Annotated in this window: 26 protein-coding genes; 23 read left to right on the top strand and 3 right to left on the bottom strand. The window is 72.1% G+C overall.

The features are described from left to right. The first annotated feature begins 86 nt into the window (after window positions 1-86). Together OG764_RS39015 and OG764_RS39010 are read left to right on the top strand one after the other, a co-directional pair. Entirely contained in the window at window positions 87-1,439 is a 1,353-nt protein-coding gene (locus tag OG764_RS39015) for a DUF2637 domain-containing protein (RefSeq protein WP_328973561.1), read from the top strand. 224 nt (window positions 1,440-1,663) lie between these two features. Continuing rightward, on the top strand, window positions 1,664-1,924 hold the full coding sequence (locus tag OG764_RS39010; RefSeq protein WP_328973560.1) for a DUF4190 domain-containing protein: 261 nt from the start codon (window positions 1,664-1,666) through the stop codon (window positions 1,922-1,924). Window positions 1,925-2,215: 291 nt separating this feature from the next. Here OG764_RS39010 and OG764_RS39005 read toward each other — a convergent pair whose 3' ends face one another. Further along, window positions 2,216-2,788, bottom strand: coding sequence for a hypothetical protein (locus OG764_RS39005; protein ID WP_328973559.1), 573 nt, complete (start codon window positions 2,786-2,788; stop codon window positions 2,216-2,218). 338 nt (window positions 2,789-3,126) lie between these two features. Here OG764_RS39005 and OG764_RS39000 point away from each other — a divergent pair, with 338 nt between their 5' ends. From OG764_RS39000 to OG764_RS38950, 11 genes are all read left to right on the top strand, one after another. Further along, entirely contained in the window at window positions 3,127-5,058 is a 1,932-nt protein-coding gene (locus OG764_RS39000) for a hypothetical protein (protein ID WP_328973558.1), read from the top strand. A gap of 232 nt (window positions 5,059-5,290) precedes the next feature. Further along, window positions 5,291-6,328 (top strand): conjugal transfer protein, encoded by a 1,038-nt coding sequence (locus OG764_RS38995; protein WP_328973557.1) that lies wholly within the window; start codon window positions 5,291-5,293, stop codon window positions 6,326-6,328. 94 nt (window positions 6,329-6,422) lie between these two features. Beyond that, window positions 6,423-6,653, top strand: coding sequence for a hypothetical protein (locus tag OG764_RS38990; protein WP_328973556.1), 231 nt, complete (start codon window positions 6,423-6,425; stop codon window positions 6,651-6,653). 10 nt (window positions 6,654-6,663) lie between these two features. Then, the gene (locus OG764_RS38985; protein ID WP_328973555.1) at window positions 6,664-7,251 is read left to right on the top strand and encodes a hypothetical protein; all 588 of its coding nucleotides are present in this window, start codon (window positions 6,664-6,666) and stop codon (window positions 7,249-7,251) included. Continuing rightward, window positions 7,251-8,075, top strand: a complete 825-nt coding sequence (locus tag OG764_RS38980; protein ID WP_328973554.1) for a cell division protein FtsK — start codon at window positions 7,251-7,253, stop codon at window positions 8,073-8,075. Before OG764_RS38985 ends, OG764_RS38980 begins: the two co-directional genes overlap by 1 nt. Before the next feature lie 77 nt (window positions 8,076-8,152). After that, window positions 8,153-8,917: a hypothetical protein gene (locus OG764_RS38975; RefSeq protein WP_328973553.1), complete on the top strand. Its 765-nt coding sequence runs from the start codon at window positions 8,153-8,155 to the stop codon at window positions 8,915-8,917. Then, on the top strand, window positions 8,914-11,514 hold the full coding sequence (locus tag OG764_RS38970) for an ATP-binding protein (protein WP_328973552.1): 2,601 nt from the start codon (window positions 8,914-8,916) through the stop codon (window positions 11,512-11,514). Before OG764_RS38975 ends, OG764_RS38970 begins: the two co-directional genes overlap by 4 nt. A gap of 162 nt (window positions 11,515-11,676) precedes the next feature. Then, window positions 11,677-13,713 (top strand): hypothetical protein, encoded by a 2,037-nt coding sequence (locus OG764_RS38965; RefSeq protein ID WP_328973551.1) that lies wholly within the window; start codon window positions 11,677-11,679, stop codon window positions 13,711-13,713. Between the two features lie 142 nt (window positions 13,714-13,855). Then, window positions 13,856-14,677 carry a hypothetical protein gene (locus OG764_RS38960; RefSeq protein ID WP_328973550.1) on the top strand — a complete coding sequence of 274 codons (822 nt, stop codon included), beginning with the start codon at window positions 13,856-13,858 and terminating at the stop codon, window positions 14,675-14,677. Between the two features lie 2 nt (window positions 14,678-14,679). Then, complete coding sequence (locus OG764_RS38955) at window positions 14,680-15,873, top strand: peptidase M23 (protein WP_328973549.1); 1,194 nt, start codon at window positions 14,680-14,682, stop codon at window positions 15,871-15,873. Between the two features lie 145 nt (window positions 15,874-16,018). Continuing rightward, on the top strand, window positions 16,019-17,293 hold the full coding sequence (locus OG764_RS38950; protein WP_328973548.1) for an MFS transporter: 1,275 nt from the start codon (window positions 16,019-16,021) through the stop codon (window positions 17,291-17,293). Between the two features lie 108 nt (window positions 17,294-17,401). Here OG764_RS38950 and OG764_RS38945 read toward each other — a convergent pair whose 3' ends face one another. Further along, window positions 17,402-17,677: a hypothetical protein gene (locus OG764_RS38945; protein WP_328973547.1), complete on the bottom strand. Its 276-nt coding sequence runs from the start codon at window positions 17,675-17,677 to the stop codon at window positions 17,402-17,404. 259 nt (window positions 17,678-17,936) lie between these two features. Between OG764_RS38945 and OG764_RS38940 the strand changes: the two genes are divergently transcribed. The 10 genes from OG764_RS38940 (at window position 17,937) to OG764_RS38895 (ending at window position 25,889) form a co-directional block, all read left to right on the top strand. After that, entirely contained in the window at window positions 17,937-18,779 is an 843-nt protein-coding gene (locus OG764_RS38940) for a hypothetical protein (RefSeq protein WP_328973546.1), read from the top strand. A 100-nt stretch (window positions 18,780-18,879) separates the two neighbouring features. Then, on the top strand, window positions 18,880-19,218 hold the full coding sequence (locus tag OG764_RS38935) for an SH3 domain-containing protein (RefSeq protein ID WP_328973545.1): 339 nt from the start codon (window positions 18,880-18,882) through the stop codon (window positions 19,216-19,218). Between the two features lie 130 nt (window positions 19,219-19,348). Continuing rightward, window positions 19,349-20,179 carry a tryptophan synthase subunit alpha gene (gene trpA, locus OG764_RS38930; protein ID WP_328973544.1) on the top strand — a complete coding sequence of 277 codons (831 nt, stop codon included), beginning with the start codon at window positions 19,349-19,351 and terminating at the stop codon, window positions 20,177-20,179. Window positions 20,180-20,237: 58 nt separating this feature from the next. Further along, entirely contained in the window at window positions 20,238-20,990 is a 753-nt protein-coding gene (locus tag OG764_RS38925) for an HNH endonuclease family protein (RefSeq protein WP_328973543.1), read from the top strand. Window positions 20,991-21,007: 17 nt separating this feature from the next. Then, window positions 21,008-21,232, top strand: coding sequence for a hypothetical protein (locus OG764_RS38920; protein WP_328973542.1), 225 nt, complete (start codon window positions 21,008-21,010; stop codon window positions 21,230-21,232). Between the two features lie 106 nt (window positions 21,233-21,338). Next, window positions 21,339-22,178: a hypothetical protein gene (locus OG764_RS38915; protein WP_328973541.1), complete on the top strand. Its 840-nt coding sequence runs from the start codon at window positions 21,339-21,341 to the stop codon at window positions 22,176-22,178. 44 nt (window positions 22,179-22,222) lie between these two features. Further along, window positions 22,223-23,431: a hypothetical protein gene (locus OG764_RS38910; RefSeq protein WP_328973540.1), complete on the top strand. Its 1,209-nt coding sequence runs from the start codon at window positions 22,223-22,225 to the stop codon at window positions 23,429-23,431. Between the two features lie 325 nt (window positions 23,432-23,756). Continuing rightward, entirely contained in the window at window positions 23,757-24,992 is a 1,236-nt protein-coding gene (locus tag OG764_RS38905) for an MFS transporter (RefSeq protein WP_328973539.1), read from the top strand. A 2-nt stretch (window positions 24,993-24,994) separates the two neighbouring features. Next, the gene (locus OG764_RS38900) at window positions 24,995-25,153 is read left to right on the top strand and encodes a hypothetical protein (RefSeq protein WP_328973538.1); all 159 of its coding nucleotides are present in this window, start codon (window positions 24,995-24,997) and stop codon (window positions 25,151-25,153) included. A gap of 136 nt (window positions 25,154-25,289) precedes the next feature. Then, window positions 25,290-25,889, top strand: coding sequence for a hypothetical protein (locus OG764_RS38895; protein WP_328973537.1), 600 nt, complete (start codon window positions 25,290-25,292; stop codon window positions 25,887-25,889). A gap of 98 nt (window positions 25,890-25,987) precedes the next feature. On the opposite strand, the gene OG764_RS38890 is transcribed toward OG764_RS38895, so the two are convergent. Further along, complete coding sequence (locus OG764_RS38890) at window positions 25,988-26,191, bottom strand: hypothetical protein (RefSeq protein ID WP_328973536.1); 204 nt, start codon at window positions 26,189-26,191, stop codon at window positions 25,988-25,990. Between the last annotated feature and the right edge of the window lie 12 nt (window positions 26,192-26,203).

The raw sequence follows: 26,203 nt of genomic DNA, 5'->3' as shown, positions 1-26,203 counted from the left end.
CCCATCGGGCTGCTGCGGCAGAAGCGGGACTCTATCCACAGGCGGCTCGCCGCACACTTCCCGGAATCGGATCAAGGGAGTGGGAAGTGGAGCGCAGCGCAAAGCGCATCAGCCTGAGCCGAACCCAGCGTGGCCTGATAGCCGTGGTGGTGTCGGGAGCGGTGGTGATCGCGGCGATCGGATTCGCAGGTTCGTACACGGCCGTGCGGGATCTCGCGGTCCGCAAGGGTTTTGGGTCCTTCGCCACGGTCTTCCCGATCGGGGTCGATGCCGGCATCGCCGTGCTCCTGGCCCTCGATCTTCTACTGACCTGGCTTCGCATTCCGTTCCCAATGCTCCGTCAGGCGGCCTGGCTCCTGACCGCTGCGACGATTGGGTTCAACGCTGTGGCTGCCTGGCCGGACCCAGTAGGTGTCGGCATGCACGGCGTGATCCCCATCCTCTTCGTGGTGACGGTCGAGGCGGCCCGGCATGCGGTCGGTCGGCTGGCGGCGATCACAGCGGACCGGCACATGGAAGGGGTCCGGCTCTGGCGGTGGCTGCTCGCCCCGCTGCCTACTTTCCGGCTCTGGCGCCGGATGATGCTCTGGGAGATCCGGAAGTACGACGACGTAATCCAGGCCGAGCAACAGCGACTCGTGTACCAGGCCCGGCTGCGAGGTCGCTACGGGCGAGGTTGGCGCTGGAAGGCCCCGGTGGAGGAACTCCTTCCCTTGCGCATCGCGCGCTTTGGAGTGCCGCTTGAGGCGGCGAGCCACCCCCGGGCACGTGACCCGGAAGTGGGGACGAGTCGCCCGCAGGAACTGGAGAGGCACACCGTGCCAGGCCCCGGCGACCAGAATGATCACGCAATAGGACCCGAGCACGGGGGAGGCCTCGAGCTGTCAGATGCGGGGTCGTCTGAGCCAGACGCCAGCCGGGACGAGCAAGACACCATCGGAGGAGGCGCTGCCGAAGCCCCGCCAGAGCCAGGTCCGTCGGCGTCCGTCGCTCCCACCTCACGGCAGGGGGACAGCGAGGCGGAGCCTGGATGGAGCACGCCAGGCCCTGGAGACCCGGCGAGTGATGAGGAACCTGGCGACGAACCGACCGACGTCCCGATCGCAGGGAGGACGGAGGAAGGGCTCACTGTCCCGACCTCGGGGGAGGGCGGAGTCCCAAAAGCTGCAGACCCCGTACCTGAGATAGAGGGTGGCGGCGCGGTGGGGAATCTCGAGCGCGCCGAACACGAGTCCGCTGTCGCGGGGTTGAAGTCGAATGCGGCTGCAGTCCGCTATGCGATGAGGGTCCTCGACTCCACGCACACACCGACCGTGGTGGACTGGCTTGCTGCTCACGGTCGTGAGGTGAACCGCGGACAAGCGCACCGGATCACACGGGACGAGGAGGAGCGACTGCAGGGGGCTCAGCGGCTCGCCGTGGTGAAGGGTGCCTCGTAGCCGGTGGTGTTCGCCCCATGGATGGAGGGGTGGCGCCATCTTCCACCCGAACGGAGAAGGCGGCCTCCGGGGTCGGGTCTCTCGTAGGGTGGCGATCTGATCTTTACGGGGGAACAAGCATGATGGACAACAATGCGCCGGCGACAGCACGGCGAGGCGGCTCAGTCCGCAACACTCCGGCACGGGTCAGTATTTGGTCAGCGGCTCTGGGCGTCGCTCTCATAGTGGCGATCTTCGCCACGCCCATGTTCTGGCTCATGTATGGGCAGTACTACACCTTCGCCATGTTCATGTTCGGCGTGGTCGCCGTCCCGGCCGGCCATCTCGGCCGACGCCGCGGCAAGCGCCTTGACGGTCGGGATCGCGGGTTGGCGCTTGTCGGCATTCTGACTGGCTGGCTGCTGCTCGTCGTCGTGGCCCTGCTGGTGCTGGCCTACGGTGGGCTGATCATCGGACTGGCGCTCCTGTTCGGCTCCGCCCGCTGAGCGCAGGGCACCCGATCCCAGACGGCCTGCGGCTCCGCCAGCTATTCGGCCGCTCCTCGCAGAGCGCTCCGTTCGACCTCGTTCGATTCTTCGCCAGGAGCGATCCTAAGCGTCGGCCGTCAGGGCCCGGCAATGGCGGCGAACGCCAGAATCGCCGCCTCCTGAAGCGCCCACATGTGCGCGAACACTGACTGCGTGGCTCGCAGAGCCGGTGAGCCAGGGCCGCTTGGAGGCTGTGTATCGCGGTCAGGGTGCGGTGCGGCACCGGAGCGGGGAGTGGCGTGCGGCGGCTCAGCCTGCGGTGTGAGCGGTGCGGTGGCCGATGGTCTCCATGATCTCGCTGAGGATTCCGAAGATCGCCGATGCTTCCCGGGCACCCTCGCCGCGGTCAGTCAGGGCTCGGCGTACGTTGCGTCGGGCCTTGGGGTGCCCGGCCCGAGTCTGAAGGGCTGTCGCCACTGCCGTCTCGAGGTCGTTGATGCGCTCGATCTGCTGCTCGGTGTCGGCGAGGTCGTTGGCGGTCTCGGGCCCGCGGTTCAGGCGCGCGTTCGCGGATGCAGTCGCGTCGATCGTCGTGAGGGCGTCGGACTGGCCGTGGATCAGGTTCGAGAGGGCTGGCCGGCCTTGGCCGTCGCGGAGCTCGACGGGGCAGCGGTCGATGGCGTGCAGGACCAGCAGCGTGGACAGGTCGAGCAGACCGGATGTGCCGTACGGCTTCAGGCGCATCATGAGATCTTGCGCGTCAGCCCAGTCGCCGGGTGCGCTTGATGCACGGCTTCGGGAGTAGCTGTCGGCCTGACGCTCCAGCATCGACCAGTAGGCGGGGGTCCCGGCTACCGGGCCGGCGGGTGAAGTGGGGTGCATGCTCCGACGCTATCGGCTCGGGGGATACGGCACCCGTGCCGGACCAGAACTCCGGCGCAGCCAGCCGTGGTTGAGCGGCACTCCGTGCTGCCTGCGACCTCGATCGCGGCTGTCATCGGCGGCGGCGCTCCCTGAGCTCGACGGTCGGCGCCCTGCCGAGGGCAGGCCCGTGGGGGGCCCGGGTGAACAGCGCGGCTGCTCCGCGTAGTTCGCCGCGGTGCGGTGGTCCGCTTTCGCGGACTCTGTCCACAGGCCGATCTTTCTACGTTCGCTCTTGATCGTTCTTCCGCGTGCTGCGGGAGCCGGGAGGGAGCTGAGCGTGGAAGGGGAAGTGGCCCGTGGCGCAGACGAAGTTTGACAAGCAGGTCGAGGACGGCCTGGAGCAAGGGGTCATGGTCTTCGGCCGGTTCATCAGCGGGGCCCCGCTGGACGGTGAGCCACGACCACCGGGCAGTCTGCCGCGCTGGGGGGTCGCCCTGCTGAGAGTGGTCCTCCTCGCGTGGGCGGGCTGGGCTGCGTGGATGTGGTGGGGGATCAAGGACCACGACCGTGTGATCCGTGTGTCGATCGTCGCCGCAGCCGTGGCCGTCCCGATCGTGGTGATCGCCGCGATACGCGGGCGCGGCCGGCGAAACCACATGCGGGCCCTGGTGATTCCGATGTCCATGGCGCTCAAGGACCTGCTGTCCGAGTGGGACGACCATCAACGGCTGCGTGCCCTGAACATCCCCATCGACCGGTCGTTCGTCGCGGTGCGGCTGCCGGACGGCTGGCACGATCCGGGTGGCTTCAAGGACCAGATGCGTGAGCTGATCCAGGACCGGATGGGCGGGCAGTGGGCGGGGGAGTGGAACCTCAAGAACCATCCTTTCAACGTGGTGTTCACCCCGCAGAAGCCGAAGCCGAAGCTCGAACCGCCGGAGAAGGTGGACTTCTTCAGCGACATCGTGCAGAAGGCGATCGCCGCATGTGAGCCCGGCCAGCTCGTGCTGGGTATCGACGAACGCCAGCGCCCGGTAATCAAGGAAATGACCGGCGAAACCGCGATGTGGGCGCTTTCGGTCGGTTCGGGTGGCGGCAAGTCCTCGTTCCTCCAGATGATCATCACGCAGTTGGTACGGCAGCGAGCGACCGTCATCGGCATCGACGTGAAGATGGCGAGCATCAACTGCTTCGAGGGAGTGGAGGGAGTTCACCTCTACACCGACCCGGGAAATATCGGGGACATGCGGTCCGCGATTTCCTGGGCCGCCCGTGAGGTGGAGGCTCGGAACTATGTGAAGAAGGGCAACCCGAGGAAGAACTTCGACCGCCTTACCCTCATTCTCGAAGAAGGCAACGAATTCGGCGACGCGTCGAAAGAGTGGTGGAACGAGAACAAGGAAAAGGGCGACCCGGCCAGCGACCCCATCTGGGGCGATATCGCGTCCATCATGCGCATGGGCCGGCACGTCAACGTGACGATCATCGGCGTCTTCCAGGACCTGCGCGAGGCTGCGGTCGGCTCCCGGGGGCTGCGGAACATGTTCCGAATGATCCTTATGGGCAATTACAACGCCAACCAGTGGAAGATGATCGTCAACACCACTCCCGTGCCGGAGAGCGTCGACCGTGCGGGCCGCATGATGATCATCGAGGGCAACCGGCGGGTGTGGATCCAGGTCCCGTACGCGGACCCGGAGGACTTCCGCACGCACAGCATGGAACTGCGCGCCCAGCGCGGATACAGCACGGAGGACCTGTACGGGGCCCCGCCGGCGCGCAGTCCTCAGCGGCTGCCGTCCCTGCTGCAGGAGTCCAGGCCGCTGTTCACCAAGGAGGTCAACTCGCCTGACCAGCAGACCATATCGGCAGCTGACGAGGGTGGTGGAGAACGGCCGGCGGTGAGCATGGTCAAGGACGATCCGCTGGCGCTGGAGGGCGACGCGGCGTCGCCGGCCGTCGTGGACGAGCCGGAGGAGGACGTCGAGCTGCTGCCGCTGGCGGAGATTTCCCGCCGGCTGGCCGAGGAGGGGATCGAGGTCAGCGCCGAGCTGATGCGCCAGCACAAGCGGCGCCGCAACAACTTCCCCGGCGGACGTCTCGTCGACGGCAAGGAGCTGTTCGCGCTGGCCGACCTCGCCGACTACTACCGGCCCGACGAGGACGAGAAGGAGGCCGTGGAGTCCGACGATCCCGCCGACTCCGACCAGGACGAGCAGGACGCTGAGGACGGCGCCGTCGACGACGACGAGGAAGGCGACGAGGAGGACGAGGACCGCCACGGCTGACCTGCCGGGCACAGAGGCACCGATGGGGGCCACGGGTTTTCCCGTGGCCCCCATTTTTTGTGCTCTCCCCCTCCGCTGAACCGTGGGGCGCCGAATCGCCGGAACTTATCCACAGGCCAACGATTCTACGTTTTCCGTGTGAGCTTTCCGCGAAATGCGTGAGGCCGCATGGCACCCCGCCATGCCCTTATGCGCGGAGGTCGGTTATTGGGAATTGGCCGAGGAGTACGGGATGAGTGCGCTGCGGAAGATGCTGAATCTTCCACCGAAAGAGCCCAAGGGCGGTGATGAGGGAATCACCGCTGTCGCGGACGCCTCGGTGGAGGCGCCTTCGCCAGAGGCGGGGGAGGGGAGGGGGACGCGAGCGCCGGCCGCGCTGGGCTGGGCGGAGGAGGAGGAGTCCTCGGGACGCTCGGCCGCCCGCAAGGCGGGACGGGTCGCGATCTGGCTGGTCATCGGCCTGGCCGCGTTCACCGGCGTGCGCACGTGGGTCTTCCCCACGAAGCCGCCGACGCCCGTCGAGCAGGCGGACCCGCAGGCCGAGGCCAAGAAGAACAACGTGCCCGAAGCCGAGGCGCAGCAGGTCGCGGCCCGGTTCGCTCGCAGCTACATGAACTGGAACGCGCAGGAACCCGATGCCCGCGCCAAGGAGCTCGAGGCGGACCTGGCCAAGGGCATCGACCCGAAGCTCGGGTGGAACGGCTCCGGCGTCCAGCTGGTCGCGCAGACCATCCCGGGCACCGTGACCCAGGTCGGCGGCAAGCGGGCCCGGGTGCGGGTCGACGTGCGGGTGAGCACGGTGACCGGCAGCGGCAAGAACCAGCGGACCGCGACGAGTTGGCGCGGACTGGAGGTGCCGGTCGCCCAGGGCGAGGGCCGGGTGGTGGTCACCGGGCAGCCCGCGCTGGTCGGCATGCCGACCGCCGCCGGCTACAAGGCGCCGGAGGGCCCCGAGGCCGACACCCAGCTCGCGGGCATGACCCGCGAGACGGTCAAGGACTTCCTCAAGTCGTGGGCCCAGGGCAGCGAGGACCAGGCGGCCGCGCCCGGCGCGGACATCGAGCCGCTCGGCTCCGGACTCGCGCTCGACACCCTCGACTCCTGGGTCGTGGACGCCGGCACCGGCGACAAGAGGTCCGGCACGGCAACGGTGCGCTGGAAGCTCGGCGGCGCCCAGGTCCAGCAGACCTACCAGATCACCCTCACCAAGGTCTCGGCGTCCAGCGCGAGTCGCTGGCAGGTCGAGGCGGTCACCGCCAAGACCGCGTAGCGGCCCTCCCCCTTTCACGCGGCGGCTGCCGCGGGCCCGCCGTACGGCCGGCCCTTCAACACCCTTCCCATCAAACCCAAGGAGTGGATTCCCCATGGGCGGAGACAACGCGCTCGTTTCCTGGATTCTCGCGGTCGTCGGCTCCCTGTTCGTCGCCGTGCTCGCCGTTCGCGGCTTCGGGCACTGGGCGAAAAAGGAGTGGGGCGCGCTGATCACCCACATGGTCGGCGGCGCCGTCGTCGCCGTGATGGTGTTCACGCCGACCCAGGCCGTCACGATCCTCAAGTTCATCGGCGCCAAGATCGCCACCGTCTTCACGGGCTGAGGCGGCGACGATGCGAACCTCCAGCACCTACACCCGGCACTGGGATCTCGAAACCAGGCAGCACGAATTGCTTGGCCTCGACCTGGGCGAAGGCCTGCCGCGTACCACCTTGAAGTACGGCGCGGTGATGTTCCCCATCTGGTGGGGCACCTGGCTGCTGCTCTTCGGGATGCCCCTGAAGCCGCTGATCCCGGTCTTCCTTCTGCCCCCGCTGTTCTTCACCTACTACGGGGCGAAACGTTCCACCACCTACTGGCGGCGCACCAACCTCCTGATCTGGGGGGTGCGGCTGAATTTCCTCAACCACGGGGTGCGCCCGGTCATCGGCCGCGGCCGCATCCCCGCGCCGAAGGTCGGCCTGCGGCTGCGCACCCAGCGCCTGGCCGAACGCGCCCCGCAGCTGGCCGAGATGCCGGCCTTCTCCACCTACTTCACCACCGACGGCGACCACCCGGACGCCGCCGAGTCCTGCGGCAAGCCCGCCCACCTGCGGCCCCGCCTGCGCATGTACGGCCCCGACGCCGTTGCCAAGGCCCGCACCAAGACCGCCAAGCGGCGCCGCGGCACCGCACGGCCCGCACCGAAGGGCAGCAGCTGATGAGCACCCAGACCTCCATCCCGATCCAGGCCCTGCGCAACTCGCTGCGCCTCACGGACCCCCACACCCTGACCGCCCTGAACTCCGCCCACACTCCGCTCCTCGGTCTCGCCGACCGCGACCGCCCCGTCCACCTGCCGCCCGGCGCCGAGCACGCCCTGGTCGCCACCGGCGCCGGCGGCGGCACCACCACCCTGCTGCGCTCCCTGACCGCGCAGGCCCTGGCGCTGGGCGCGAGCGTCGACCTCATCGACCCGGGCGGCGCCGGCCACCAGTGGGCCCGCGACCTGCCCGGGGTGCGCTACCTGTCGCGGATCCCGGAGATCCACGACCACCTCCTGATCAACGTGGCCGCCCTGCAGGACGGTACCGCTGCCTGGGACGGCAGTTGGCGCGGACGCCGGGTCATGGTCATCGAGCACCTGGGCACCGTCGCGTACGGGCTGCGCGAGTACTGGTCCCAGACCCGCCCGGAGACCCAGCTGGAGGAGGCCCCGGGCGTCGAGGCCCTCGGCGTCCTGCTCGCCGCGGGCCCTGGCTTCGGCATCCAGATCTTCGCCGGCAATCCGCGCGTGGGCCTGCCGGGCCTGGGCGCTGTCCCCGTCAAGGACGTCTTCCCCACCCGGGTCCTCGCCTACGGCGGCGCCGCGCTGTGGCAGCGCGTCGCCCCCGAGGTGTGGTCCATCCCGCCGTACTCCCTCATCCCGGGCCGCATGCATGTCGTCGCCGAGCAGAAGGCGACCGCGTTCCAGGCGCTGTTCCTCAGCGACGTCGAAGCCCGCGCCCTGGCCCGCGGCGTCATCGAGACGGGTGAGGCGGCATGAAGCTCTTCTCCCGGCGCCGGCCCGCCCCGCCGAGCCCACCGCGTCTGCCCTCACGCGACGTTGACCTGACCCATGGGGTGGGAAGGGCGGCGGCCCGGCTGAGCGAGCACCCGCTGATCGGTGTCGACGCCGAGGGCGCCGCCGTCCGCCTCACCCCGCGCGACGGGCACGTCCTGGCGGTGGCCCCGCCCGGCATGGGCACCACTGAACTGCTGCGCAGTCTCGGCGCGCAGGCCCTGGCGGCCGGCCAGCAGGTGGACATCCTCGACGTCCACCACCACGCACACACCTGGGCCCGCGGCCTGGAGCACGTGACGTACGTGGACGAGCCCGACCAGCTGCACCGGCACCTGATCGGTCTGGCCCACCAGGCCCGCGGCCGCGCCGAGAAGGGCCAGTTGGGGCCACGGCGGCTGCTGTTGGTGGAGAACGACGGAACCACCCAGGTGCTGCTGGACCACCAGGCGGACCCGCGGCCCAACGGCGTGGCGCTGGACGCGCTCACCGCGGTCCTGGCCCACGGCCGGCTGGCCGGCATCCAGGTCGTCCTCGCCTGCCGGGAGCTCCCCGGCCCGCTCTCCGGCCTGGCCCGGGACCTGTTCTCCACCCGCCTGCTGATCGAGCCGAGCGAGCGGACCTGGCTCAGGGCCGGGCTCTCCGGCCGGATCCGCCCGCGCAGCACCGGGTTCCACCCCGGGCTGTGGCACCACCTCACCCGCGACGGCAGCCACCGCCTCGTCCAGGCCGCCCGGATCAGTGACGACGCCACCGCCGCCGACTTCGCCCGCCGTACCCCCGACCAGCGCGCCGCCGCCCGTTCCACGAAGGAGTCCCACCGATGAGCACCAGCAGCAAGGCGGCGAAGAAGTCCGCGTCCAAGTTCGGCCGGCTCCTCGGCCTGGGTGCCGAACGCCTCATGAAAGAACCGCAGTTGGTCGCCATCGCCGACGGCCTGGTCGTCACCGACGTCGGCGCCGAGGCGTGGTTCACCCTGTCCGCCTCCAACACGGACCTCATGCCGGAGGACCGCCAGGACATGGAGCAGGACGCGGCTGCGCTCGCGCTCGCCAAGACGTTGCCCGGCTACGACTGCCACCTCAAGGTGATCTGGGCGCGCCTGGACGGCGAGGACTACCGCGAGGAAGCCCGCAAGATCTTCTCCGCCGGGGACGTCGAGGCGGTCGCCGACATGTGGGCCCGCCGCCTGGACACCCTGGACCTGCCGCAGCGCCACCTCCTGCTCGGCATACGCCTCGTCGAGCGGGACTCCGCGGCCAACGCCGTCGTCAAGAACGGTGTGACCGGCGCGCTCGGCGTGGGCCACACCGGCCTGGACGAGACCGAACTCGCCCACCTCGACGGCCTCGCCCGCCGCATGGAGCGCCGCCTGGAAGCCACCCCCTGGCGCGCGCGGATCGCCCCGGCCGAGCTGCTGGCCTGGGCCGTTTCCCGAGAGAGCTTCCGCCCGCAGCCCGCCCCACCGCACCTGCCCACCATCAGCGGCGCCTCCCTGGTCCGCCTGACCCAGTCCAAGGCCATTCCGCACGCCGACCACGTACGCATGATGGACGCCCGCGGCGAGACCGCAGCCTGGGTCAGCGTCCTGGCCATGCCGGCCTTCCCGGAGGAGCTGATCACCCCCGGCGAGCAGGAGTGGCTGCGCTGCCTCTCGGAGATCAGCTACACCCACCCGGAAACCGGCGACGACGCGCTGGTGTGCCCCGAGGCGTCGGTGCGCTTCTCGGTGTGGCAGAAGGGCCAGGCGATCAAGGCCGTGGACAAGCAGCGCCAGTTGGCCAAGGAGCAGCGCCGCAGCGCGGCCGAAGGGTCGGCCGGCGAGACGTTCGCGGAGACCGAAGAGACCGAGCGGGTGATGGAGGACCTGCGCCGGCAGATGTCCCGCGACGGCATGACCATCCTGGAGGATCACCCCCGCATCATCGTCTCCAGCACGGAGTCCCTGGAGGACCTGCGCGCCCGCACCGACGCGGTCACCTCGCACTACGCGGGCCTGTCCATCGACGTCACGGTCGCCTCCGAGGAGCAGCGCGAGCTGTGGCTGGAGGCGCAGATCGGCGACATGCTGCGGGTGCTGGACCTCGGGCACATCCGCACCACCGACGCGCTCGCCGCCTCCATGTTCTGGGGCGGCAGCGAGGCCGGCGACGACGAGGGCCCGATCGCCGGGCTGCTCACCGGCACCACGCCGGGCGTCTGCCGTATCGACATCACCGCAGGCAGCGCGCGCGGTGACGCCACGACGACGGCGTTCGTCGGACGGTCAGGGCGAGGCAAGACGACCAGCATGATGCTCGCGACGCTGATCGCCGGCCTCAAGGGTGCCTTCAGTTTGATGTTGGGCTTCAAGGGCGATGAAGGCGGCCTGGTGAAGGCCGGCGAGTACCTGGGCCTGGACTCCCACCACGTCACCTGCGGCGTCGAAACCCCGGCCGTCGCCGATGTCTTCCGGCTCCTGCCCAAGGGCGATGCCGCGCTCCAGGTCGTCTCCCAGCTGCTGATCATCCTGCCGGAGCGGATGCGGGACGCCGGCGTCGAGACGCACCTGCTGCGGGCCTGCAACGCCATCGCCCAGCACGACGACGCCGCGACCTGGCGGGTGATCGAGTACCTGCAGGCCAGCAGCGACCCGCTCGCCATCGAAGCCGGCGACGCGCTGTCGGAGCTCTCCCAGACCCAGCTCGGCGCGCCGCTGCTCGGCAACCCGCACGACGGTGCCTCGCCGCTGCGCCCGGAGCCGGGCCTGTGGCTGGTCCAGGTGCCCGGTCTGACGATGCCGCAAGCCGGTACCCGGCCGGGGGAGATGACCATGACCGAGCGGGTCTCCCTGGCGTTGATGCGCGGCCTGATCGCCTACGCGTTGAACACCTCGGCCCGCGCTGACCTGCGAAATCTCCCCAAAGTGGTGGCGATTCCCGAGGTGCACGTCCTCACCGGGACAGACGACGGCCGGAGGTTCATCGACTACATCGCCCGTACCGGACGAGCCCTGGACACCTCTCTGGCGATCGACACCCAGGACCCCAAGTCGCTGCTGGGCATGGACGGTGTTCTGGAGGCGATTACGACCGTTTGTGCGTTCGAGCAGAGCACCCGCTCCCAGCAGGACGCGATGGCCGAACTGCTGCGCCTGCCCGTCTCGGACAGCACCCGCGCACTGATCCACGGCGTCGGCAAGGACGCCCACGGCGACATCCGCCACGGCCACTGCATCGTCCGCGACCGCCGTGACCGGGTCGCCACCATGCAGTGGGACGCCCCCTCCTACGAACTGCTGCGCGCCCTGTCCACCAACCCCAAGGACCAGGCCGAGGACCGTGAGAGCGCCCTCCAGGACGCCATGCCCCAGGACGAGTTCACCGGCACGGAATCCGCGGACTCTGTCCACAACCCGCCGCAGGAAGGGTCGGAAGCCGCATGACCCCCACCCGCAGCGGGCCGGCCGACGCCGCCTGCCAACCCATGGAGGCAGCCGTGACCTCACGACAGCGCACCCAGACCGGCCCGGTCGCGGACTGCGCGGCGCCCGGCGCACCCAGCGCCGGCGCCCAGCGGCGGCGGCCGACGTCCGGGAGTCGATGACATGAAGGACTTGCTGAAACGATTCCGCTACGCGGCCATCCGCCTCTGGGTCGCCCTGCCGCGGCTGCGCACCCTGCTGATCCCCACGGCCGGCATCCTGGCCACCCTCGGTGTCCTCGCGCCGGCCGCGGCCGCCGACGACACCGACGACTACAAGCCCGGCGGCATCGGCGACATGATGCCCAGCCCCTTCAAACCCCCGGGTCAGGGAACCCTGTTCGAGACGTACAGCCCCGAGGTGTACCAACTCGACAAGCAGTTGAGCGACGACCTGACCGGCGGCGACCTGATCGACGGCTGGCTGCACGGTTTCGGGAACATGCTCATGCAGGTCCTGACCCTGGTCGGACGGGCCGCGGTGGTGGTGGTCGGCTGGTGCTTCAACGTCGTCTCCATCCCGGAAATCGAAGGCGCCATCTCCAAGGCGATCGGCGCCGCCGCCGGCCCGATGATGACGACGTTCCTGCCGACTGCCGTCGCCGTCGGCGGCTTCGTCGCCTGGGCCAAGAAGTCGGAGTCCTCGCCGCTGGGGCAGCTTGCCTGGGTCGCCGCGTCCGCGGCGATCGCCACCACCTTCCTCGTCGCCCCGGCCACCTGGGTCAAGGGCGTCGATAACGGGCGCCAGTTGGGCGCCTCGGTCGCCATGACGACGATCGGCGCGGGCCTGTCCGGCAGCGACAACGCCGCGATGCCGTTCAAGACACCCGAGCCGAAGTGGTCCGACAACGAGAAGGACAACACGGTCAGGCGAGCCGCCGATGCGGTGTGGCGCACCTATGTGGCAACACCGTGGTGCATTGCGGATCTTGGGTCCGTCAAGGCGTGCCAGCGGTGGGGTAACGAGGTCGTCAAGCGCGGCACGGACATGGACGAGCGCGAGGACTACCTCTCTTCCACCCTGAACACCGACACCGTCGGAGGCGAGGCCGTCGAATGGCGCCAGGGCCACACCCCCGGCGGCCGGATCGGTGTCCTCATCGCCGGCATCGTCAGCTGTGTCATCTTCAGCGCCCTCGCCCTGACCTTGGCGTTCACCACATTGGCCAGTCTCATCGGCGCGCTGATGCTGCTGGTGTGCGGTGTGGCCTTCGCGACCCTCTGGTGCATTCCAGGAAAGCCACGCCAGTGGGGGGTGCAGTGGTTCGAGATGCTGATCGGCCTGGTCATGGTCTCGTTCACCGCGACCATGCTCCTGGGCTCGGTCATGGTGGTCTGCGTCGCGATGATGTCGCTGCTGCCGACATACGGCTGGCTCATGGTCTCCTGCCTCAACATCTGCGCCGCCGCGATGGCCTTCAAGGTCAAGGGCCGCCTGGACGGCATCGTGAGCGCCGGCGGCGCGCAGATGGCGGGCCGTGGCGTGCTCTCCACCCTGGGCCGGATGGGCTCCGCGCGCCGACTGCGCAGCGCGATCCAAGGCCGCGGCCGGGGCCGATTCGGTGACATGGACCGGCACCCCGCCCCCGACTCCCGCGGCGGGCGCGGCGGCAACCGTGACGACGACTCGGGAAGCGCTTCGTCCAACACCGGCGACGTGCGCAGCCGCCCCAGCCGCACCATTCCGCCGCCGCCGAGCTACCCGCCCACCGCGCACCGGCCCGCAGGAGGACCGGGCACCCCGGGCCTGCCCGGGGCGCCGACGGGACCCACCGGCCCCGCCGGCAGCGGACCCGGCTCACCCGGCGGACGCCGCACCCGGCCCGGCACCGGGCCGCGCCCCGGACCGCGGCGGCCGACCGGCCCCGGCCGTACCGGAGCGGGAGGGACCACCGCGGGCGGCTACACCGTGCGGCCCGGCGCGCCCCGGCGCACCGGCGTCCCGCCGGCCAACCCCTCCCACCGGCCCACCACCATCCAGGGCACCGTCATCAACCGGCCGGCGGCCAACCCGACCGGGGCCAGGTTCCGTACGTATCCGCCGCCGCCCAGCCCGCGGCCGCAGCGGCCGCCGCGTACGCCCGGCCGTCCGCCCGGTGGCGGGGCCCTGCCGGCCAGCGGCACCCGCAACGGGCCGCCCCGACCGCGCGGGAGTTCCTGAGCCCGCCTGACCAAGGGCCCCAGGCCCGCCACCCCTTCACCCGCACGAGATGCCCAGCGGTCCGGCCGCAGCAGCGGCCGGACCGCCCCGGGGCCATCTCGCCATGCCCGCATACCCCCGCGCCGCCCGTACGGAGCCCCCTGTGACGCACGAGAAAGACCCCAGCACCTCCGAGTCCCCCTCCGCCTCTCCCGGCCGGAAGTCCGGGCGGGCGCCGGTGCCGCAGACCCCCGCCGAATGGCGCGAGCTGCTGCGCAGGGAAGAACTCCCGCCCGAGATCACCGAGTTGCGCGGCCGTAAGCGCCGCAAGGCCAAGCGGCGGTGGCACTCGGCCCGCCGCGACGAGCGCGCCGAGTGGATCCGCGAAGAGCGCAAGAAGACCCCAACCCCCGCCGTTGTCCCGGTCGTCGCCCTGGTGGTGGCCGCGGCCGTGGCCGGAGCCGCCTGGCTGTGGCCCCACGACGGCGGGGATGGCGCCAAGCCGAAGGCGAGCCCGACCGTGGTGGCCCCCGAGGAGCCGGCCAGCACCTCGCCCACCCCGGCCGCCAGCGCGCCCGCCGTGGCCGACAAGCCCGAGGCCGTCGCCAAGGCGTTCGTCACCGCCTACACCGCCCGCCGCCCGGTCCAGGACGGCAGCCACAAGGCGGCCGTCGAACGGGCCGCGCCGTACGCCTCCGCCCCACTGGTGCAGAACCTCAAGGCACACGACGACCGCGACTTCAACGAGCTGGTCGCCGCGCAGGCCACCGAGGCCAAGCCCACCAAGGTCGACATCGGGCAGCCCAGCGCGAAGGACCGGCCCGCCCCGGACACCTCGGTCCGCGTGTACCTGCAGGCCGACGTCGACCTCACCGTCACCGCGACCGAGCCCTACAGCTACACCCGCCACCTGACCATCGAGGTCGCGCGCGCCGACGCCTCCTCGCACTGGATGGTCACCCGCGTCCTCGGGCTGAAGGAGTAGCCGTGGACCAGCGGGATGTGATGCGCGGCGCCCTCAAGGCCTCCGGCGTCGTCAAGAAGGGCGCGCAGCTCAAGTTCGGGGCCATCGCCCTCGTCGTCTTCTTCGTCGGGCTGATCCTGCTCGGCATGTTCTTCCCCGCCGGGCAGGCGACCGCCTCCGACTGCGAGGACACCGGCCCCGGCACCGCGGACGCCTCCGCCTCCTCCGACGCGGGCGGCTCCGGCACGGCCTCCGGCACGCTCCACGAGCAGCAGGTCTCGTACGCCAAGACCATCGACAAGGAGGTCCAGAAGGCCAAGCTCCCCGGCCGCGCCACCCTCATCGCGCTCATGACCGCGATGCAGGAGAGCACGATGCAGAACCTTGATCACGGGGACCGAGACTCGGTGGGGCTGTTCCAGCAGCGGCCCTCCATGAACTGGGGCACCCGGCAGCAGATCATGACGCCGAGCTTCGCAGCCGACAGCTTCCTGCTCGGCCGCGGCGGCAACGAGGGCCTCGTCGACATCAAGGGCTGGGAGAAGCTGCCGCTCGGCACGGCCGCGCAGAAGGTCCAGAAGTCCGCCCACCCCGAGCTGTACGCCGGACACGAGACGGCGATGCGCAAGCTCGCCAAGGACGCGGGCATCGACCTCGAGCGAGGCGGCTCCAGCACCGGATCCGGCTCGGCGACCGCAGCGGACGACGGCAAGCCCGTCACCAGCGAGAACAACGGCTGCGGCGTGGCGAAGCCGGGCGCCGGTGGGACCGGCGGCAGCGCGGGCGGCAAGTTCACCGACGGCAAGCAGACCTGGGACCTGAAGAACCCGCGCTCGGTGGACGAGGCGATCGCCTGGGCCAAGAAGCACTCCGGTTCAGGCTCCTCCGCCGACTGGTATCAGCGCTGCCTGGCCTTCACCGCGATCGTCTACGGCTGGCAGTTCAGCGGGGTCAACTACGCCATCGACCACTACAGCGTCGTGCCGAAGTCCATGCAGCACGACGGCGACCGGCATCCCCCCGCGGGCGCCCTCATGTACTGGGACACCGGCCACAGGGCGGGGCACATCGCCGTCTATCTGGGCAACGGCAAGGTCGCGAGCAACGACATCCTCCGGCCGGGCTACATCGACGTCGTCGACGCCGAGCTCTTCGAGACCAAGTGGGGCGCCAAGTACATCGGTTGGACCCCGCCCGTCTTCCCCAGGGCCGGATAGGCACCTCCTGCGATCACCGAGCGCCGCCCGCCCGCGAGCAGTCCTCCAGCGGCGTCGTCCCGTCCCACCCGGGCGGGACGACGCCCCTCCTCCCGCGCGGTCGCCGCGCACCCCGACGGCGTACGACACCAAGGACCGCTCTCCCATGACCATCAGCCCCCTCCTGCACCGCCCGCGCAGACGGCCCGCCCCCGCGCCGTCGCGCTACCGCGACGTCCTGGCCCTCCCGAACGTCACCCGCCTCCTGGCCGGCGCGGTCATCGGCCACCTCCCCGTCGCCATGGCACCACTGGCGATCCTGATCGCCGTACGGGCGGACGGCGGCAGCCTGCGCCTGGCCGGAATCCTCGCGGCCGTGTACGGACTGGCGGCCGCGATCGGGCAGCCGCTGTGGGGACGCCTCCTGGACCGGCACGGCCACCGCGTCGCGATCGGCGTCACCGCCCTCGCCTCGACCACGGCCTTCCTCGCGCTCGCCTTCCTCAGCCCGGCCGGCCATCCCGCGCCGGCGGCGGTCATCGCCGCGGCCGCGGGCCTGTGCACCCCGCCCCTGGAGGCGGCCCTGCGCGTCCTGTGGCCGCACGTCGTGGAGAGCCCGCAGCACCGCCGGGCCGCCCTCGCACTTGACGCCTGCGCCCAGGAACTCGTTTTCATCGGCGGCCCGCTCCTGGTCCTGGGCCTCGACGCCGTGACCGGCACCGTCCTCGTGCTCACCGCCACCGCCGCGATCGGCCTCGGCGGAGCCGCACTGTTCCTGTCCGCGCCGCCCACCCGCACCTGGCAGCCGGCCCCCACCCGCACCCGCTGGCTCGGACCGATCCGGGTCCCCGGCCTGCGCGCCCTGGCCGCCGCGCTGTTCGGCGCGGGCATCACCCTGGGCGCACTGAACGTGGTGGCGCTCGCGGCGGGGGAGCGCCACCATGCCGGCTACCTGTCGACGATGATCCCCGCCGCGCTCGCCGTCGGCAGCCTGACGGGCGGGCTGCTCTTCGGCCGCCGCACCTGGCCCGGCTCCCCGGCCCGCCAACTCCTGCTCATCGGCGCCGGGTTCCTGCTCGGCTCGCTGCCGATGCTCGCCGATCCCGCTCCGACGCTGGCCATCGCGGCCGCCGTCCTGCCCGGCCTGTTCCTCGCGCCGCTCCTGGTCACCGGCTTCCACGCACTCGACGTCCTCGTCCCGCGCAGCACCCTCGCCGAGGCGTCGGCCTGGCTGATCGCCTGTCTCGGCCTGGGGCAGGCCGCCGGCACCGCGCTCGCCGGCCTCGTCCCCTCTACCGCCCCCGCAGGGACCGCCGCCGTCGCGGCCGCCGGCGCCGCGCTCGGCCTGTTCCTGCTGCTGGTCACCCGCCGCCATCTCACCCTGCAGACACCGAAGGGCGTGGGGTGCGAATCAGCCGAGCCGCTGACCGGATCGAGATGAACCCGGGCATTCAGCCCCGCCCGCGCCCGGTCCGCGGCTACCGTGGCACCAAGAGCCCGGCGCGCATCCCCCCGTGTGTGCGCCGGGCCTTGCACTGCCCGCACCAACTCACCGCGCGCCCCGCTTGGCCGCCCACCCGGGATCGTGCTGCGGCGGCTCCACCCGCTGGTCCTCCTGCCAGGAGCGGATATTGCGCACGCTCTGGCGGGGGTGCGAGACGAGCCGTACCGCCAACGCGACGGCGAGCACCGGCTGCGCCGCCCACCATGCCGCCGTGCCCATTTCCTGACGCTGCGCCCAGTGCGCCGCCCGCCGGGCCGGCCGCCAGCACCTGATCAGGTAGCCCAGCACCGAGCCGGCCACGAGCGCGATCACGAGGGTCATCCGCCCATGCTCGCAGGCCCCGATGGTGCGCGCGGACCAGTCCCGCACCGTCGGCGCCGACGGTGCCAACCGCCGCGGCCGGGCGCGCAGTTCTTTATCCACAGGAACCGCTGAGCGAGGCGCGCAAGGTCCGGAAATCGCCGGACTCTGTCCACAGGCCACCAAATCCAAGATCAGTTCACCAGCAGGTACTTCGCCCCGGCGCAGCGTGCGCTGACCGGCCGAGCCTGCCGTGTACCAGTGGAGGCTGATCTCACCCATGCGTAAGACCCGACCGCGCCTGCTGCGCCGCGTCGTGGCGACTGCCGCGCTCGTCGCCGCCGCGGGGGCCGTGGCCACCCCGGCAGCCCTCGCCGCCAGTTCCCCCTCGCCGAAGCCGTCCGCCTCGGCGGCGGACGAGGCGTCGCTGGCGCTGAAGGTCGAGGTGTCGGCGAAGGCCGGCTCCCCGAGCCCGGGGCCGACCGGGGAGCCGGGCACCGACCCGACGACCCCGCCGACGACGGACCCCACCGGCCCGCCGACCACCGATCCGACGGAGCCGGGGACCGACCCGACCACTCCGCCGACGACCGACCCGACCACTCCTCCGACCACGGACCCCACGACCCCGCCGACGACCGACCCGACGGACCCGCCGACGACGGATCCCACGACCCCGCCGACGACGGACCCCACGGATCCTCCGACGACCGACCCGACCGATCCGCCGACGACCGACCCGACCGATCCGCCGACGACCGACCCGACGGACCCGCCGACCACGGACCCGACCACTCCGCCGACGACCGACCCGGGCACCGACCCGACCACCAAGCCGTCCCCGGATCCGACCACGGGTAGCGGCGGCTCCGACAAGGGCGACTCGGGCAAGGGCGGCTCCGACAAGGGCAGCTCGCACGACTCGCCCAAGGGCGGCGCCACCGAGCAGATCAGCGCCAGCGACACCGTCACGCCGGCCGGGAGCCTCGCGCACACCGGCGCCGACGGGAACACGGCGCTGGCCCTCACCGCCGGCGGCCTGCTCGCCGCGGGCCTGGCGACCGTGGGCGCCATCGGCTACGGCAAGCGCCGCACCGAGCGCCGCACCGCCGACCAGGCCTGACGGCACCACGCCGGGGCGCCCTCCGCGCCCCGGCCCCGGTGGCCCGCGCACTGGCGGGCCGCCGGGCCAACCCACCACTCCTGAAAGGACCGTGAAGGCCATGGCCGCACTCAAGCGCTTCGCCACCGTCGCCCTGTCCGTCTCCCTGCTCGCCGGCGGCGCCGCAGCCCTCGCACCGACCGCATCGGCCGCCAGCAGCGACTGCTCCACCTACGACCAGAGCGCGGAAGTCGACGGGAACGGCATCAACTTCCGCTCCGGCCCGTCGACGTCGTACAAGTCCAAGGGCCTGGTCTACAACGCGGACCAGCTGGCCCTCTACTGCAAGAGCGGCTCCTGGTACAAGGCCAAGCTCAAGAAGCGGTCCAAGGGCGGACTGCCGGCCGGCACGTACGGCTGGATCCGCCAGGACATGATCAAGTTCCACCTCGCCGGATAGTCCCGGCTCCTCCCCGGCCGCCGCGCACCGCGGCGGCCGGGGGCAGCCCCTGTGGACCCCGCGCGCACCCCCCTTCGCTGCGGGATCGCGGGCCCCCTCACCCCCACGCCCTGCGAAAGGCGCCCCCGTCATGACCACGCTGACCCCTGCCGCCAACGGGCTCACCGCACTGCTCGCTCACCGGCAGCGACCGGCCCTCGGCGCGTTCCTGCCCGCCGGCTTCCCCAACTGGACGGCCGGGATCGAGACCCTGCGCGCCTTCACCCGCCACGGCGCCGGCTTCCTCGAAGTCGGCGTCCCCCACCACACCCCCAGCCTCGACGGCCCGGACATCGCCGCCGCCTACGCCCAGGCCCTGGGCCAGGGCGCACGCATGGCCCACGTCTTCTCCACCATCCGCCTCGCCGCCTCCAGCACCGCCGTCCCCGTGGTCGCCATGAGCTACTGGGCCCCCGTCCTCGACTTCGGCCCCACCCGCTTCGCCCAGGACCTCGCCCAGGCCGGGGCCGCCGGCGCGATGATCCCCGACCTTCCCGTCGCCGAGGCCGGCGAGTGGATCGACGCCGCCCGCCAAGCAGGACTGCACACACCGCAGTTCGCACCGCGCGGCGCCAGCGACGACCAGCTGGCCGCCATCACCGCGGCCGCCTCCGGCTGGATCTACGCCCCGGCAGCCTCCGCCCCCACCGGCTACCAGGGAGACCTGGATCTGCCCGCGATCGACGCCTTCACCACCCGGCTGCGGTCCTACACCTCCCTGCCCGTGGTCGGCGGCATCGGCATCTCCACCCCCCAACGCGCCGCGATCGTCGCCCCGTACGTCGACGGTGTCGTGATCGGCTCCCCGCTGGTCCGGCCCCTGCTCGAGGGCCCCGCGGGTCTCGACGGCGCCGTGGAACAGGTCCGGGCCTTCGCCCACGCCCTGCACACGCCTGCCCGTCCCCACCCGCTCTCTGCGTGATCATCAAGGGGCGCCGCTGCCGCGGCTCCCACCCGCATCAAGAAGAGGTACCGCCGCGTTGAACCTCACCACCCGCCGCACCGCGCTGGCCGGCCTCGTCCTGGCCGCCACGCTCACCGGCTGCTCCGCCCTCGCCGACCAGAGCGCCGGCGACAACGCCAAGGCGCCCGCCGCAGGTCCGGCGGCGGCCGGCACCGCCCAGCACGCCCTGGCGCAACTCATGGTCAAAGGCCCGGCCCCGATGACCGGATACGACCGCGAGGCCAAGTTCGGACCGGCCTGGTCGGACTCCACGACCGCACCCGGGGCACAGAATTCGTGCGATACCCGAAACGACGTTCTCCGCCGCGACCTGCAGCACATCACCTTCAAGGGGACCTCCCGGTGTGTGGTCGCCACCGGCACCCTCGCCGACCCCTACACCGGCAAGACCATCCACTTCGTGCGCGGCCCGCAGAGCGCTCAGGTCCAGATCGACCACGTCGTCGCGCTCGGCGCCAGCTGGCGGGTGGGGGCGGCCCAACTCACCCAGCAGCAACGGGCGGCCCTGGGGAACGACCCGGAAAATCTGATTGCGGCCGCGGGGCCGGCGAACGCCGCGAAGTCCGACGGTGACGCCGCCACCTGGCTGCCGGCCAACAAGAGCTTCCGCTGCACGTACGTCGCCCGGCAGATCGCCGTCAAGGCCAAGTACCGGCTGTGGGTCACCCCGCCGGAGAAGGCGGCCATGACCCGCATCCTGGCTGGCTGCCCCGACCAGCCGCTGCCCACCGATTCCAGCAGCGGCGTCGTCCTGCCGGACCTGAAGTAACAAGGAGAGCTGTGCCCATGCACACCCAGCACCGCATCCCGCCGCGCCGGACCGAGGGAGCCGTACGCCGGCCCCGGCCCGCGCCGCTGTCCCCGCCGCCCGAGTGGCGGGCCCAGCGCCTGTTCGTGGAGCCGCACTACCTCAGCCCGCCGGACGCCGACACCGACGACGCCTACGACGTCGATGTCCCGGCCCCCACCCAGCCGCCGTCGTTCCGCCCGCGCCGCCCCTACCGGCCCTGACCGCCCCGCTGAAGTCGCCGATCGTGGAGCCGCGCCACCCGGGCCCGGCTCCCTGGCCCCCCACGACGTCTGGAGCCTGACCGCGCCGCACCGACCTGGAGGTTGCATGTCCCTCGACGTCCCGCCCAGACCCTCCCCGTCCGCGTACTGGTCCCCGCCCGCCGTCCCGCCGGTCCTCGCCGCCGTGAGCGAGGGGCGCCAGCCGCCACAGTCCGCCGGCCGCGGCTTCCGGCTCCTGCGCGCCCTGCTGCGCCTGGGCGCCGAGGAGGAACACCAGCTCGCCGACATCGCCCGCGCCGCAGGTCTGCAGCCCTCGCACGCCTCCAAGCTCCTCAAGGCCGCCGGCCTGGAGAACCTCGTCGAGCCGGGCACCCGCCGCGGTGCCTACCGGCTCACCCGCGACGCCCGCGCGCTCGCCCCGGTGAGTACCGGAACGGGCCGGACCACCCCGGCCGTCCGACGCATCATCGAGGACCTCCAGCAGGAGACCGGGCTCGCCGTGTCCTGGCACGAGCCGCACTTCCGCCCCGGCCTCGGCTTCCACCTCACCCTCATCGACCTGGCCTGCCCGCTCCCGCAGCTGCGCGCCGCGGCAGCCCAGCACGAGGGCGACGCACGGACGAGCGCCGCCGGCCGCGCCGCGCTCGCCTATGCTCCCGCCGAACTCGCCGTCAGCGCGGATGACCGCCCGCTCACGCTGGCGCCCGCCGTGCGGGACACCATCCGCTCCACCCGCATCGCGCTGCGCCGATGTCCCGGCGTCTGCACCCTGGCCACGCCCGTCCTGCGCGGGCAGCACCTGATCGCCGTCCTCAGCCTCACCGGAGCCGAGCCGCTCTTCCACGATCCGCTCAGGGCGCAGGAGTTCGCCGTCCTGTTGCGCCGGGCGGCCGGCCGCGCCGCCGGCTCCTGGCCCGGGGCCGCCCCAGCCCGCCGCATCGCCTGACCGCCCCCTTCTTTTACCGAACCCGCCCGAAGGACACCCTGCCCATGGCCTCCCACCGCCTCCTCGCGAACGGAGCCGGCACCGATCACCCCGTCCCCGGCCTGCCGTTCGCCGACGACACCCACTTCCCCGCAGGGCCCACCGGTTCGGTGCCGGCCCGGATCACCGACCCGGACCGCCCCGACCTGGTGTGGATCGTCCACGCCCACCCGCACCTCGGCCGCACCGTGCTGCTGTACGAAGCCGGCCCCGACGGTGCCGGACCGTGGCACGGACACACCGGCCACCCGCTGGTGACCCGGAGTGGCGGCTACTGGTGGGACGGCACCAACTGGTTCCGGCCGCCGCAGCTGTGGGACGCGGCCACCGGCGATGTCGAGCGGCAGGCGGTGCCCGCCGCGGTCACCGTCACCGCCGCCGACCTCCTCCAGGACCCGCGGGCGGATGCCGGCGCAGGCCGGCTGCACCAGGTGAACGCCCTCGGCGCACCGAGCGGCGCATCGCAGGGCGCGTCATGGCTGCATGACCTGGCGCGCTGGGCGGCCCACCGCGCCACAAGTCCCGACCGGCCGCCGCTGGACCGCTGCGTGCTCACGCTCACCGCGCCCGAGCTCGCCGGTGACCAACTCATCGGCACCCCCGCCCTGGCCGCGGCCGCCGCCATCAGCCCCTCGGCGCTGCGCGCCTACATCAGCCGCGGGCAGGGCGCCGTCCCCGTGCCCCAGGCGTTCGTCGGCAACCGGCCCAAGTGGTCGCGGCCCGTCGCGGAGAACTGGGCCGCCCACCGGCGTCGCCCCGCTGCCGACCGCTGGCCGGCTCAGCGCGAGCGCCCGGTCCTGGCGGCGGGCGCCGAACTCATCCGCCAGCAGCTCACTCCGGTGCTGTACGCCGCCCTGTGGGAAGACCCCGAGCGCCGCGCACGGTGGGTGCTGCGCCACCGCACTGCGGACGCCGTCCGGCAGGTGGCTGAGGATCTCGCGCACCTCGCGGCGGACCAGTTGCAGGAGACCGTGCCCGCCCAGGCGCTCGCCGAGGTCCTCACCCAGGCCGCCCTCGCCAACATTCGCGCAGGGCAGGCGCGTTCGGACAGTGTCGAGAAGGTCCTGGGCTGGCTCACCCGGCATCACCCGCAGTTGGCCGAGCAGACGGCCGCCGCCGTCGCGGACCATGCCGCGCTGCAGTTCGGCATCCCGCACCGCGACGCCGACCGGCTCCCGACCGCAGCCGAGGAGGCCCGCCGCGCAGCGGCGTGATGCTGAGCTCCCCGGGGCAGCGGTGCACCCCGGACATGATCCGCTTTTCAACCATGTCCGGGGTGCACCGGACCGGCCAACGCACCGCCGGCCTGCCCATACGTTCACCTCATCCCCGGACCTCGGGGAGTCGGCACCACCGAAGAGGAGAAGCTCATGCGCCCTTGCCGTAAGAGTTCCGTCCGTTCCGTTCGTTCCGTCCGCTTCGTGCGCCCGTAAGGCCCACGAGCAGCACCCCGAAGGCGGCCGCACCTCTGGTTCGGCCGCCTTCGGGCTGTCCGCCCCCTTCGTGACGACCGCAGGCCGGGCCTGCAGGGAGAGCTGCATGGCCACTCACACCTCCGCCACCACGGCCGTGCCGCCCGCCCGCACGGCGCACTCCGTCGTCTGGATTTTGATCACCAGCTCGCTCGTCGTGAAGGCCGGCGGGTTCAGCTGGGACTTCCTCGGCTACTACGTGGCCGACGGGACCGGACATGGGACCACCGCAGCCGGAGCCGCGCTCACCGCATTCGGGGTCGGCTGGTGTCTGGGCCAGGCATCGGCCGGCGCGCTGACCGACCGGCTCGGCCAGCGCACTGCCCTGGTCACCCTGATGATCCTGTCCGCGCTCGCGTGCCTCGCGCTCGCCGTCGCCACCTCCCTGCCCGCGCTGCTCGGCGTCGCCGTCTGCCTGGGACTGACCATGGAGGCCCACCGGCCGGCCGTGTCGGCCTCCATCAACGAGGCGATCCCCAGCGAGGCCGGCCGCACACGCGCACAGACCTGGACGTACTTCGCGAGCAATGTGGGCATCGCGATCTGCGGTGGCGCGGGCGGATATCTCGCCCACACCTACGGCTACCGCATCCTGTTCGTCGTCAACGCCTTCGTGTGCCTGGCCTTCGCGCTCGTCGCCCGCCGGACCCTGGCCCCCAGGCCACCCACCGCGGACACGCCGTCGGCCGGCTACCGACAGGTCCTGGCGGACCCCACCCTGCGCTGGATCACCGTGGTCGCCGTCTGCTCGATGGTCTGCGCCTGGGGGCTCGTCTCGGTCCTGCCGCTGCTCATGACCAACGACGCCCTCCCGGCGACGAGTTTCGGCCTGGCGATGGTCGCCAACACCGTGGGCGTCCTCGCCCTGACCCCGCCCCTGATGCGCCTGCTCGTCGGCCGCGGCGAGGCCGTCCGGTTTCCGTTCGTGCCCGTCCTCGCGGCCGGCTCGGCCATCCTCGGCCTCGGCATCACCATCGCGGCGTTCCAGCACACGGTCCTGGGCTACGCGATCGCCGCCGTCGTCCTGGTCCCGGGCGAGGTCTGCTACAGCGTCGCCGTCGGCGCCTACATCTCCACCGCCGCCCCGCCCGGCGCCACCGGCCGCTACCAGGCCGTCATCAGCGGCGCGACCGCGCTCGCCTCCCTGCCGCCCCTCGGCATCGCGCTCGCCCTGGAGGCCGGCGGCCGCCCCCTGGTCGCCGGCCTCCTCGCCGCCAGCGCCGCCCTCGCCGTCACCGCCTGCTACCCCCTCGCCCGCTCCCTGCGCAGCCGCGCCACCCCCCGCCCCGACGACAGGAGTTGACCATGACCGCGAAGTTCACCAACCTGCCCTGGCCCGTCCCCGTGCCGCCCACGGTGCACCCGCGCGAGGAGACACCGGAGTCCGAGGGGCCCGTGCCGGCCGCCGCGGAGCCTGCACCGGTCGGACCGGACACCACGGCGCCCTCTACGGCATCCGGCTGAGCACGATGAGGACCTCGCGGACCAACGCCGGCGGCCCCGACCACATCTGTGGCCGGGGCCGCCGTCATGAACCGCCCCTTGGCCCCTCGTCGAGCCACCCGCAGCCGAACCCACCCGCACGGCGAAAGGCGCACCGATGCCCGACCACCTGGTGATCCACTGCCCCCGCTGCCCGAGCGACGAAGTCGAGGCCCAGCTCGGTTCGCCAGAAGACCCGACGGCCGTCGCGGCCCTTGCCTGCCTGCTGTGCGGCCACCGCTGGCACCCCACCGAGCTCCCGACGCTCCTCGCGCCCGACTACGACCAGGCGTACGGCACCGCCCCCGCCCTGGCCGAAGAGGAACTCACCCTCGCCCTGTGGGCCGAAGGCATCAACGTGCGCGCCCAGGCGGCCGCGAGCGGCAACGGTCCCGGCGTCGACCGCGGCGGCTACCGGCTCTTCTACCTGCGCCAGGCCGCCTACCTCGACCGGGCCGCCCACGCGATGGCCGTCGCCGCCCGCGGGCGGCTCATCACCCAGCAGCCGGCCGACGACGCTGCGGACGCCGCCGTGATGGCCGCCGACCTGCTGCTGCACCTCGACCTCGAGCTCGACCAGGTCCACGTCGAAGGCGTGCTGGGGGCCGACTCGCCGCAGTGGCAGTCACCCGACGGGCTGCGCGGCTACGTACGCCAGGAGTACACCGCCTGGCAGGAGTGGGAGAGCGCCGCCCGCCGAAGCCGCAGAGACCCGTAGCCGAACCGGACGCGATGCGGAGCCCCAGACCCGGAGCAGCCCGCTCCATTCGGCCGGGGATCCCACAACCTCCTGCCCGGCGCGGCGCGGACCGGTCCTCACCGGGGCAGGTAGCAGCGGCAGGGAGCGCCGGGCGGATGCGAATGGAACATCTCGCGCTTCGCCTCCGAGTCCATCGGCTGTGCCCCGGACTCCTGACGGAGACCGCACCGGCAGTAACTGCGGTCCAGCAAGGGGTTGTAGGTGACGTACGGGTGATCGCGGCTCGTGCACCACTCCACCGTCTCCGGCGTCACGCTCATGATGGTGATCTC

The sequence above is a fragment of the Streptomyces sp. NBC_00239 genome (assembly GCF_036194065.1).
GTDB lineage: Bacteria > Actinomycetota > Actinomycetes > Streptomycetales > Streptomycetaceae > Streptomyces.
The sequence above is the reverse complement of the archived record's forward strand: the minus strand, read 5'-3'. Positions and strand labels throughout refer to the sequence as shown.